At 61.8% G+C, this 12,062-nt stretch carries 8 protein-coding genes; 2 read left to right on the top strand and 6 right to left on the bottom strand.

Annotated elements, in window-relative coordinates; genetic code table 11:
- Positions 1-372 precede the first annotated feature (372 nt).
- From BM317_RS28405 to BM317_RS28390, 4 genes are all read right to left on the bottom strand, one after another.
- Positions 373-2,247, bottom strand: coding sequence for an MFS transporter (locus BM317_RS28405; protein ID WP_092175650.1), 1,875 nt, complete (start codon positions 2,245-2,247; stop codon positions 373-375).
- A gap of 81 nt (positions 2,248-2,328) precedes the next feature.
- Complete coding sequence (locus tag BM317_RS28400) at positions 2,329-3,474, bottom strand: TDT family transporter (protein ID WP_092477079.1); 1,146 nt, start codon at positions 3,472-3,474, stop codon at positions 2,329-2,331.
- Positions 3,475-3,577: 103 nt separating this feature from the next.
- Positions 3,578-3,889 (bottom strand): cupin domain-containing protein, encoded by a 312-nt coding sequence (locus tag BM317_RS28395; protein ID WP_053124235.1) that lies wholly within the window; start codon positions 3,887-3,889, stop codon positions 3,578-3,580.
- A 69-nt stretch (positions 3,890-3,958) separates the two neighbouring features.
- A complete protein-coding gene (locus BM317_RS28390) occupies positions 3,959-5,149 on the bottom strand; it encodes an MFS transporter (protein ID WP_092477076.1) in 1,191 nt (396 codons plus the stop codon).
- Positions 5,150-5,252: 103 nt separating this feature from the next.
- Here BM317_RS28390 and BM317_RS28385 point away from each other — a divergent pair, with 103 nt between their 5' ends.
- Together BM317_RS28385 and BM317_RS28375 are read left to right on the top strand one after the other, a co-directional pair.
- The gene (locus tag BM317_RS28385; protein ID WP_092175663.1) at positions 5,253-5,792 is read left to right on the top strand and encodes a TetR/AcrR family transcriptional regulator; all 540 of its coding nucleotides are present in this window, start codon (positions 5,253-5,255) and stop codon (positions 5,790-5,792) included.
- A 251-nt stretch (positions 5,793-6,043) separates the two neighbouring features.
- Positions 6,044-9,514 (top strand): hybrid sensor histidine kinase/response regulator, encoded by a 3,471-nt coding sequence (locus BM317_RS28375; protein WP_092175671.1) that lies wholly within the window; start codon positions 6,044-6,046, stop codon positions 9,512-9,514.
- Between the two features lie 188 nt (positions 9,515-9,702).
- Here BM317_RS28375 and rmuC read toward each other — a convergent pair whose 3' ends face one another.
- Together rmuC and BM317_RS28365 are read right to left on the bottom strand one after the other, a co-directional pair.
- Positions 9,703-11,088 carry a DNA recombination protein RmuC gene (gene rmuC / locus BM317_RS28370; RefSeq protein ID WP_170842389.1) on the bottom strand — a complete coding sequence of 462 codons (1,386 nt, stop codon included), beginning with the start codon at positions 11,086-11,088 and terminating at the stop codon, positions 9,703-9,705.
- 188 nt (positions 11,089-11,276) lie between these two features.
- On the bottom strand, positions 11,277-11,600 hold the full coding sequence (locus tag BM317_RS28365; protein ID WP_072406575.1) for an SEL1-like repeat protein: 324 nt from the start codon (positions 11,598-11,600) through the stop codon (positions 11,277-11,279).
- Positions 11,601-12,062: the final 462 nt, after the last annotated feature.

Here is a 12,062-nt window from a genome sequence, read left to right as displayed (position 1 = left end):
GTGATAAATCACCAACTCATCTTTGGCGACATCAACACCCACGATCGGCTTTGCGACAGAAACCGGCATTGCCATTGAAAATCCTCCGGGCTAAGGTTTGAACACTTGAAGGGTTCACCCAGAGGCGCAGGCTTGTTCCTATCGTCGGTCTAGGCCAGATGCATTCTTTATCGGCGCTTGGGTGAAAGGAGGAGGGGTGAAATCTCCCACGGTCTGTACTGCGGCTAACAGTCAGAATCGAGCTTTGTCCCTCCTCCTCCCTTCAAGTCCTACCATACAAGCGAGCTTGCTCGCGATAGCGGTCTGCCTGTGACCTCAATGCCAGCAGACAGATTGCAATCGCGAGCAAGCTCGCTCCCATAGTTTTTCGTCCTAACGGACAGTGCCGCGCAACTCCCCCACCAACGCCTGCAAACTCGAAGGCGTTGCCGCCTCGACCTCCACCGCCGAACCCGCCACCAGCGTCACCCGTGACCAGAACCGGCGAAACAGCCCCTTGGCCGGGTCGCGGCTGAAGAAACTGCCCCACAAACCCTGGAGCGCCAGGGGAATCACCGGCACCGGGGTTTCCTGGAGGATGCGCGTCAATCCGCTCTTGAACTCATTGATCTCACCGTCAGCGGTCAATTTTCCTTCAGGAAAAATGCACACCAGCTCGCCGTCCTTCAGGTATTGGGCAATTCGCTTGAAGGCTTTTTCGTAGATCTGAATGTCTTCCTGGCGCCCGGCAATCGGGATGGTCCCAGCAGTGCGGAAGATGAAATTCAGCACCGGCAGGTTGTAGATCTTGTAGTACATCACGAAGCGAATCGGCCGACGCACCGCGCCGCCAATCAACAAGGCATCGACGAAAGACACGTGGTTGCAGACCAACAGCGCAGCCCCTTCATCCGGTATCGCCTCCAGGTTGCGATGCTCCACGCGGTACATGGAATGGCTCAGCAGCCAGATCATGAAACGCATGCTGAACTCGGGGACGATCTTGAAGATGTACGCGTTGACGCCGATGTTGAGCAGCGACACCACCAGGAACAACTGCGGGATCGACAGCTTGGCCAGGCTCAGCAAGACGATGGAAACGATGGCCGAGACCACCATGAACAACGCGTTGAGAATGTTGTTGGCGGCGATCACCCGTGCCCGTTCGTTCTCCACCGTGCGCGACTGGATCAGCGCGTACAGCGGCACGATGTAGAAGCCACCGAATACACCCAGGCCAAGGATGTCGATCAACACCAGCCAGGCGTGGCCGAAACCGAGCACTTCAAGCCAACCGTGCCCCTCGACGCTGTCGGGAATTCCACCGGAATGCCACCACAGCAACAGCCCGAACACCGTCAGCCCGAACGAGCCGAACGGCACCAGGCCGATCTCGACTTTGCGTCCGGACAGCTTTTCGCAGAGCATCGAACCCACCGCGATCCCCACCGAGAATACGGTCAGGATCAAGGTCACCACGGTTTCGTCGCCGTGCATCCACTCCTTGGCATAGGCCGGGATCTGCGTCAGGTAAATCGCCCCGACGAACCAGAACCAGGAGTTGCCGACAATCGAACGGGACACCGCCGGGGTTTGCCCCAAGCCCAGCTTCAGGGTGGCCCAGGATTGGCTGAAGATGTTCCAGTTCAGGCGCATTTGCGGCGAGGCCGCCGCCGCGCGTGGAATGCCGCGGCTGGCGAGGTAACCGAGCACGGCCACGCCGATGATCGCGGTCGAGACGACGGGGGCGTAATGCGCCGAGGACATCATGATGCCCGCGCCGATAGTACCGGCCAGGATCGCCAGGAAAGTCCCCATCTCCACCAGGCCGTTGCCACCGACCAACTCTTCCTCATGCAAGGCCTGGGGCAGGATCGAATACTTCACCGGACCGAACAGCGCCGAATGCGTGCCCATGGCGAACAGCGCCAGCAGCATCAACCACAAATGATCGAACATGAAGCCCACGGCGCCGACCGCCATGATGACGATTTCGCCGAGCTTGATCAGACGAATCAGCGCGTCCTTGGCGAACTTTTCCCCAAACTGCCCCGCCAGCGCCGAGAACAGAAAGAACGGCAGGATAAACAGCAGCGCGCAGAGGTTGACCCAGATCGAGCGGTCACCGTCGATGGTCAGTTTGTAGAGAATGGCGAGAATCAGCGACTGCTTGAAAATGTTGTCGTTGAACGCGCCAAGGGACTGCGTGATGAAGAACGGCAGGAAACGCCGCGTGCGAAGCAAGGTGAACTGCGAAGGGTGACTCATCTTCCATGTTCCTGAGTGGCGTGGACGCTTATTGGAATGAACGTTTTTCGATCCAGGCCACACATTACCTGTCTTTAACGATTATTTCGCCAGCCCTGCAATGCAGGGCGACACAAACAACTCACCGTGCCAGGCCCCTGCCAGCGTTCGCCGCGCCACGATCAGCCACATCACCACCAGCATCGCCACCAGCACACTGCCGAAGACGCTGAAGAATTCCAGTTTCAGCAGGTCCGCCAGTTTCAGCGTGGTCAGCGCAAACACGCCCAATGGGAAGGTAAAGCCCCACCAGCCAAGGTTGAAGGGGATGCCGCCGCGTAGATAGCGGGCGGTGATCAGCAACGCCATCAACATCCACCAGAACCCAAAACCCCATAACGTGATACCGGCCACCAGCCCCAATCCGGCGGCGATGTCGCCCACGCCAGGCAGGCCATTGGCGGCAAAAATCAGGGGAGCATCATTGCCCAGCAACAACATGCCCAGGGCACCGGTGCCAATCGGGCCGAGGGCTAGCCAGCTCGAGGCCGCCATGCTTTCGTGAGGCAGTTTGTGCAGGGCCATGCGCAACAGCAGGATTGTCAGGATGCTGAACGCGACGGGTAGGGAAAATGCCCAGAGCACGTAGCTGGTGACCAGCATGATCAGTTGCGAATGAACGTCCGCCAGATGCGGCGCCAACAGCCCACCGCTGGCGGCGGCCACTTCGGCGGCCACCACCGGCAGCAACCATACCGCGGTCATCTGGTCGATCCGGTGCTCCTGGCGGGTGAACATCAGGAAGGGAATCAGCACGCCACAGGCCAGGGACATGGCCACGTCGATCCACCATAACACCTCGGCCACCGTTACCACGCCCTCGCCCCAGCGCGGCAGACCAAACAGCAAAAGGCCGTTGATGAGGGTCGCCAGCCCCATGGGAATGGTGCCGAAAAACATCGAGACCGTTGAATGGCCGAAAATCCGTCGTGCTTCGTCGAAGAACAACACCCAACGGGCCGTATACATCAAGGCGAACACCACGAACAACAGCGTGTTGAACACCCACAGCCCTTCGCCCAGAGCGTGCAGGCCTGGCATAGCTGCCTGCCATTGCGCCAAGGCCAGCGCCAGCACACCGGTACCCATGATCACGGCAAACCAGTTTGGCGTGAATTGACGAATGGCCTCCATCGGCCTGGGCAAATGGCTCAAGGGCCGAAAGCGGCTTTTTGCAGCACATGTCATGATGAACTCCTGTCCTCGGATGAGGTGGAGCCATGCTAGAGCCGGATCGAATATCTATATAACGGGTAATTTCTCTATCTGTTATCTACTTTACAGATAACAGTTAGACACTGCCCTCAGTCTCGATCACCAGAATCCTCGCTTCGCCCAAGGGCTTGGCCACATGCTCGGTGCCCACCGAGGCGTAGAAAATGTCTCCGGCGTCCAGCAAGGTCGCTTTTTCGACGCCCTCTTCCCGATAGCACATCTGCACTTGCCCATCGAGCACCACGAAGACTTCCTGGCCGTCGTTGATGTGCCATTTGTACGGCTGATCGGTCCAGTGCAGGCGCGTGGTGATGCCGTTCATGTTGGCGATATCCAGCGCCGCCCAGGCACGGTCACCGGTGAAGGATTTACTGCGGATGATTTTCAAGAGATCCGTCCGGAAGAAGACTGAGGTGCCAAGACTAACCCACTGCCCACGGCACCTGCATGCCTGGTTTCAAGGCCGAACGCCATCGCTGAGCGGTTTTATCGACTGCCGTAACCCCAACAGTGCTGCGACACACAACACAATCAACACGGCGCCATACCCATCGGTGGTCGGGATCAAGCCGAACACCCGCGTCAGGTTCCCCGCCAGCAGCGACGGCAGGCTGAAGGCCAGGTAACTGAGGACATAGAACGCCGACATCAAGCCGGCCCGTTCGTGGGGCAACGCCAGCGGCATGAGGCTGCGCAGCGCCCCCAGGAACCCGGCACCGAAACCGCCACCGGTGACCAGCGTGCCGACGAAGAACAACGGCAAGCTGGCGCCATGCACCGCCACCAGCACCAATGCCAGGCCGATCACCAACAGGCTCGCGGACGGGCGCAATATTGTGTCGGCCTCCTGGTTGCGCAACAGGTAGATGGCTGATGCGCCGCTGAGGGTCAACACCGCCACCAGCGCGCCACCGATCAGATTGGAGGTCGATCCGGTGGCCGCCCGCACCAGCGACGGTGCCAGTGACAGGTAGAAACCGCCCACGGCCCAGGCCGCCAGATCCAGTGGCAGGACCCGCCACAAGGCTCGCCGCGCCTGAAGTGGCACGTGCAAGGTCGGACGCAAGGATTGCCAGACACCCGCTTGCGGGCTGACGCTTTCTTTCAGGCGCCAGAGGTAAACGGCCTGGGCCAGGAACAACCCCAGCAGCAGCCAGTAGGTCAGTTGCAACGGCAACGGCGCGAACTCGGCCAGCAGGCCACAGCCCAGCGCCCCGCAGGCCATGCCCAACAGCGGCGCAACGCTGGTGATCAACGGGCCTTGGCGACGGTCGAAGTCCAGCAAAGCAGCACCCAATACACTGGTGGCCATGCCGGTAGCGAACCCCTGGATCAACCGGGCACCGATCAACCAGGCGACGCTATCGGCGCTGATAAACAGCAGCATCGCCAATATGTTGAGCAACAGCGCCACGAAAATCACCGGCTTGCGGCCCAGGCAATCCGACAGCGACCCCACGGTCAGCAAGGCCGCCAGCAGACTGAAGGCGTACACGCCGAAAATCAGCGTCAGAACGGCCGGGGAAAACTGTAATTGTTCCTGATAGAGGTGATACAACGGCGTCGGCGCGCTGGACGCAGCGAGAAAACCGAGCAAGGTAAGCGCCAGGAAGATCAGGCTGGCGCGGGTCGAAGCTGGACGGGACATGGGCACGCTCCACAAGAACATTCGCAAAAGCTAATTTTTTGCTTTTGCGGAGTGTGCTACCGGTGTGCGCTTAAAGCAAATTCTTTGTGTTAAGGTCTGACGCATGGCTATTAAAGAAGGTTTACGCCCCGGCGGCCGAAGCGCCCGGGTCCAGGAATCGATTCATTCGGCGGTCCGCGCCCTGCTGCAAGAGCAGGACCGCGCGACACTGACCGTGCCGCAAATCGCTGCGCGCGCCGGGGTCACGCCGTCCACTATCTACCGGCGCTGGGGCGATCTGCCGGCGCTGCTGGCCGACGTCGCCATCGCCCGCATGCGCCCCGACGGCGAACCGGCCGACACCGGCAGCTTGCGCGGCGACCTGCGCGCCTGGGCCGAGCAGTACCTGGACGAAATGAGTTCCGAGCCCGGTCGTAACATGATGCGCGACATCCAGGCCTGCGCCACCCCAGGGTATTGCGTAGGGATCATCAGCCGTCAGTTGCAGATCATCCTGGACCGCTATCCCGATGAACCCAACCCGGGCGTCGAGCGGCTGATCAATGTGGTGGTGGCGCCGACGGTGTTCCGCATTCTCTTTGCCAGCGCGCCGTTGGAAGTGGGGGAGTTGTATCGGTTGGTGGATATTGCGTTGGGTCAGTAACACCGCATTCGCGAGCAAGCCCGCTCCCACATTGGATCTGTGGTGAACACAAATCTTGTTCCCACTGGAGATCCAATGTGGGAGCGGGCTTGCTCGCGAAGAGGCCCGAAAGAACACCAAGTAATCTGCGCATTTCCCCCACCTGCGACACCCCACCACGCCTCGACCTTGGTCGACACTGACGAACCCGAGCGGGCATGCGAGACTGTCCTGCCGGGCTCAAGTCCCGGTGTCTTTGTCCGGGAGTTTCCATGTCGTTGTCCAGCGGGCTGATCGCCGTTGTCGCCCTGGCCTATATGGCCATCATGTTCGCCATCGCCTTCTACGGCGACCGGCGCAGCACGCCGCTGCCGCCACGGGTGCGGGCCTGGGTCTATAGCCTGTCGCTGGCGGTGTATTGCACCAGTTGGACGTTCTTCGGCGCCGTGGGTCAGGCTGCCGAGCAGCTCTGGTCATTCCTGCCGATCTACCTCGGGCCGATCCTGCTGCTGGTGCTGGCGCCGTGGGTCCTGCAGAAAATGGTGATGATCAGCAAACAGGAGAACATCACCTCCATCGCCGACTTCATCGCCGCCCGCTACGGCAAGTCCCAATCCCTGGCGGTGGTGGTCGCACTGATCTGCCTGGTGGGCGTGCTGCCGTACATTGCCTTGCAGCTCAAGGGCATCGTGCTCGGGGTGAACCTGCTGATCGGCGCTGGTGCCGACGCCATGGGCACCCGCGCCCAGGACACCGCGCTGATCGTCTCGCTGATCCTGGCGCTGTTCACTATCGTGTTCGGTACCCGCAACCTGGACGCCACCGAACACCACCGTGGCATGGTGCTGGCGATTGCCTTCGAATCCCTGGTCAAGCTGTTCGCCTTCCTGGCGGTCGGCGCGTTCGTGACGTACGGCCTGTACGACGGTTTCGACGACCTGTTCAACCAGGCGATGCTCGCCCCACGCCTGGAGCAATACTGGAAAGAAACCATCAATTGGCCGTCCATGGTGGTGCAGACCGGGGTGGCGATGATGGCGATCATCTGCTTGCCGCGGCAGTTCCACGTGACCGTGGTGGAAAACATCGAACCCCAGGACCTGCGCCTGGCCAAATGGGTATTTCCCGCCTACCTGGCCCTGGCCGCGCTGTTCGTGGTGCCCATCGCCCTCGCCGGGCAAATGATGCTGCCCAGTTCCGTGCTGCCGGACTCGTTCGTCATTAGCCTGCCGCTGGCCCAGGCCCATCCGGCCCTGGCGGTACTGGCGTTCATCGGCGGCGCCTCGGCGGCAACTGGCATGGTGATCGTGGCCAGCGTGGCGCTGTCGACCATGGTCTCCAACGACATGTTGTTGCCCTGGCTGTTGCGCCGCAACAACGCCGAACGCCCCTTCGAGGTGTTCCGCCAGTGGATGCTGTCGGTGCGCCGGGTCAGCATCGTGGTCATCCTGTTGCTGGCCTATGTCAGCTATCGGTTGCTGGGCTCGACGGCGAGCCTGGCGACCATCGGCCAGATCGCCTTCGCCGCCGTGACCCAACTGGCCCCGGCCATGCTCGGCGCCCTGTACTGGAAACAGGCCAACCGCCGCGGCGTGTTCGCCGGCCTCGCCACGGGGATCTTCCTGTGGTTCTACACCCTGGTGTTGCCGATTGCCGCCCACAGCCTGGGCTGGTCGCTCAGCAGCTTTCCGGGGCTGGCCTGGCTGCACGGCAATCCCTTGAACCTGCCGATTACGCCGCTGACCCAAGGGGTGGTCCTGTCCCTGGCCGGCAACTTCACACTGTTCGCCTGGGTGTCGGTGCTGTCGCGCACACGCGTCTCGGAACACTGGCAGGCCGGGCGCTTCATCGGCCAGGAAATCAGTGCCCGCCCCAACCCCCGCTCGATGCTTGCGGTGCACATCGAAGACCTCTTGCAACTGGCCGCACGTTTCGTCGGCGAAGAGCGGGCGCGGCAAAGTTTCATTCGCTTCGCCTACCGCCAGGGCAAAGGCTTCAACCCGAACCAGAATGCCGACGGCGAATGGATCGCCCACACCGAACGCCTGCTGGCCGGTGTACTCGGCGCCTCTTCGACACGTGCGGTCGTGAAAGCCGCCATCGAAGGCCGGGAGATGCAGCTCGAAGACGTGGTCCGGATCGCGGACGAAGCGTCGGAAGTGCTGCAGTTCAACCGCGCCCTGTTGCAAGGCGCCATCGAGAACATCAGCCAGGGCATCAGCGTGGTCGACCAGTCCCTCCGGCTGGTGGCGTGGAACCGCCGCTACCTGGAGCTGTTCAAGTACCCGGACGGCTTGATCAGTGTCGGCCGGCCCATTGCCGACATCATCCGCTACAACGCCGAACGTGGCCTCTGCGGGCCGGGCGAGGCGGAAGTCCATGTCGCCAGGCGCCTGCACTGGATGCGCCAGGGCCGAGCCCATACCTCTGAACGGCTGTTCCCCAACGGCCGGGTCATCGAGCTGATCGGCAACCCGATGCCCGGTGGTGGTTTCGTCATGAGCTTCACCGATATCACCGCCTTCCGTGAGGCCGCACAGGCGCTGACCGAAGCCAACGAAGGACTGGAGCAACGGGTAGCCGACCGCACCCGGGAATTGTCCCAACTGAATCTGGCCCTGACCGAAGCCAAGAGCACCGCCGAAGCGGCCTATCAATCCAAGACCCGGTTCCTGGCGGCGGTCAGCCACGACCTGATGCAACCGCTCAATGCCGCGCGCCTGTTCTCCGCCGCACTGTCCCACCAGCACGACGGTTTGCCGAGCGAGGCCCGGCAGCTGGTGCAACACCTGGACAGTTCACTGCGCTCGGCTGAAGACCTGATCACCGACTTGCTGGATATTTCCCGCCTGGAAAACGGCAAGATCAACCCCGACCGCAAGCCCTTCGCCCTCAACGAGCTGCTCGATACCCTCGGCGCGGAGTTCACGGCCCTGGCCCAGGAACAAGGCTTGAAGTTCCGGGTTCGCGGCTCGAAGTTGCGAGTGGACAGCGACATCAAGCTGCTGCGGCGCATTTTGCAGAACTTCCTGACCAACGCTTTCCGCTACGCCAAGGGCCCGGTGCTGCTGGGCGTACGCCGGCGCAACGGCGAGTTGTGCCTGGAAGTCTGGGACCGCGGACCGGGCATCGCCGAGGACAAGCTGCAAGTCATTTTCGAAGAGTTCAAGCGCCTGGACAGCCACCAGACCCGCGCCGAAAAAGGCTTGGGCCTGGGGCTGGCCATCGCCGACGGCCTATGCCGCGTGCTGGGCCATACCTTGCGCGTACGCTCCTGGCCGGGGCGCGGCAGCGTGTTCAGCGTCAGCGTGCCCGTGGCACCGACACAGGCCGTCATGCCGGGGCCCGTGGCCGAACCCAACGGTCATCTGCCAAGCGGCGCGCAAGTGCTGTGCGTCGATAACGAAGACAGCATCCTGATCGGCATGAACAGCCTGCTGACGCGCTGGGGTTGCCAGGTGTGGACCGCGCGCAACCGCGAGGAATGCGAGCGTTGGCTGGCCCAGGGCGGTCGACCGCAACTGGCGCTGGTGGATTTTCATCTGGACGACGGCGAGACCGGCACCGAACTGATGGCCTGGTTGCGCACGCGCATGGGGGAACCGGTGCCAGGGGTGGTGATCAGCGCCGATGGCCGCCCCGAGACGGTGGCCCTGGTGCATGCGGCGGGCCTGGATTACCTGGCCAAGCCGGTGAAGCCGGCGGCGTTGCGGGCGTTGTTGAGTCGGCATTTGCCGTTGTAGGCGCAGGCGTTCTCCAGCCGGGCACTGAGCATGTGGCGAGGGGATTTATCCCCGCTGGGTTGCGTAGCAACCCCAGTCCCGGGCACCGCGGGCAACTGATGAACCATGCAAGCCGGTTACGACTGCTGCGCAGCCGAGCGGGGATAAATCCCCTCGCCACAGGTTTTGCATCAAGCCCAAGGGTTTCATCAATCCTGGGTTTTTGCGGTTTCTTCCGGCAACTCAGGCAGCCCATCCGCATCGGTCATCGCCCGCTCGAGCAAATCGGCAGGCAAGCTCTTGCTCGCCCGGGCGCCGAGCAGCTTGAGCTGTTCGCTACGGCTGATCAGGTTGCCGCGCCCTTCTGTCAGTTTGTTGCGCGCGGCACTGTAGGCTTTGTCCAACTGCTGCAAGCGACTGCCGATCTCGTCCAGGTCCTGGATGAACAGGACGAACTTGTCATACAGCCACCCGGCCCGCTCGGCGATTTCCCGGGCGTTCTGGCTCTGGCGTTCCTGTTTCCACAAACTGTCTATCACCCGTAGCGTCGCCAGCAGCGTGGTCGGGCTGACGATCACGATGTTGCGGTCGAAGGCTTCCTGGAACAGGTTCGGCTCGGCTTGCAGGGCGGCGGAAAACGCCGCTTCGATTGGTACGAACAGCAACACGAAATCCAGGCTGTGCAAACCGTCCAGGCGCTTGTAGTCCTTGCCGGCCAAGCCTTTGACGTGGGCACGCAACGACACCACATGTTGCTTGAGGGCGAGTTGGCCGACGGCGTCATCTTCAGCGGCCACGTACTGCTGATAGGCCGTGAGGCTGACCTTGGAATCGACCACCACTTGTTTGTCGCCCGGCAGATAAATCAACACGTCCGGCTGGAAACGCTCGCCGTCCGGGCCCTTGAGGCTGACCTGGGTCTGATACTCGCGGCCCTTCTCCAGGCCGGCATGTTCAAGCACCCGCTCCAGGATCAGTTCGCCCCAGTTACCCTGGGTCTTCTGGCCCTTGAGCGCCCGGGTGAGATTGGTGGCTTCGTCGCTCAGGCGCAGGTTCAGTTGTTGCAAGCGCTCCAGTTCCTTGCCCAGGGAGAAACGCTCCCGGGCCTCGGCCTGATAACTTTCTTCAACGCGTTTTTCGAAGGACTGGATGCGTTCCTTCAGCGGATCGAGCAACTGGCCCAGGCGTTGCTGGCTGGTTTCGGCGAAACGCTGTTCACGTTCGTCGAAGATCTTCCCGGCAAGCTCGGCGAACTGCGCCCGCAGCTCGTCTCGCGAGCCTTGCAGGTCTTCCAGGCGTTGCTGATGGCTTTCCTGCTGCTCACGCAGTTCGGCCTGCAACGACGCCGCCTGGGCATCGAGCCGGCGCAGCTCGGCTTCCTTGTTGGCACGTTCGAGGTTCCAGGCGTGGGACGCATCCCGGGCATTGTCACGCTCGATCTGCAGCAATTCGACCTCACGGCAGGCCGCGGCAAGCTCGGCCTGCTTGGCGGCGTTGGCCTGGCTCAGATCACTGATTTCGTCACGGCAGGCGTCGAGCTGGGCGTTGAGGCCATCGTGGGCCATGTGGGCCGTGGCCAGGCGCTCCTCCAGCAGGGCCAGTTCAGTCTGCGCGGCAGCGGCTTGGCGTTGCAGGTGCCAGGCCAGAGCCAGCAACGGCACCGCAGTGCCTGCCAGGCCAAACAACAGGCTGGTCAAATCCATAGCCATGACAATTCCTGCCGATTAAATAAAGCCCGAAGGTTAACCAAGCGGCTTGGGGTTGCCCAGCGCGGTCTTCGTTTTCAGTCTTCGATTTCACCGAGGGCCCGGCGGGCACGATCATCGCCGGCCCGGGCGGCCTGGCGCAGCAGGTCGTGGCCGATACGTCGATCCCGGGCGTTGCCGCATTCGCGGCACATCAACTGCCCGAGGCGACTCTGCGCGGCCACCACGCCTTCACGGGCCGGTTGCTTGAGCAAACGACCCGCCAGGTGCTTGACGCTGGGGCTGTCTCCCAGCCGCGGGCTGTCGAGCAGCCACTCAGCCACCCGCATCGACATACGTTTGGGTGGGGTAACACCCGAGGGTGTGGAGGTAACAGGATTTGATACTGAGCGAAACTTCATAAAACACTGTGGGACAGATCGGAAGGCGCGCCACTCTACTCCTTTTTTCGTACGGGTAAAGCCGAAAAAAACCGGCACGCCCGTGCTAGAGCAAGCGCTTGGGACAATCCACAGAAGCTGTGGATAACTCAGTGGACAACCCCCCCTGAACTCGCGCAAAGCCCTGTGGAACGGGGCCTGCGCTCAAACTGACGATTTTTTCACCAGTAAAAAAAAGCGATGTTTTTCATTGACTTAAATTTTGGATACAGGCACCTACCCCGGATTGTTTCGACATGACAGTTCGGTGACAAGTGCAGCCGCGAGTGTGCACAAGTAACAGCTGAACGGGTTATAACGCTGCGATTTTTTGGCACAACGAGCGGTAAAAGCTGGGGATAACCTCTGGCCGTGCATGCAGCACCGGTGGCGTGGGCGCACTTGCAAGCATCGGCTCCTGTGCTACGGCATGCCCTCCACAGC

The sequence above is a fragment of the Pseudomonas sp. NFACC24-1 genome (assembly GCF_900115235.1).
GTDB classification, from domain to species: Bacteria; Pseudomonadota; Gammaproteobacteria; order Pseudomonadales; family Pseudomonadaceae; genus Aquipseudomonas; species Aquipseudomonas fluorescens_AA.
Note: the sequence above shows the minus strand (reverse complement) of the source record. Positions and strands in the feature narration are given on the sequence as shown.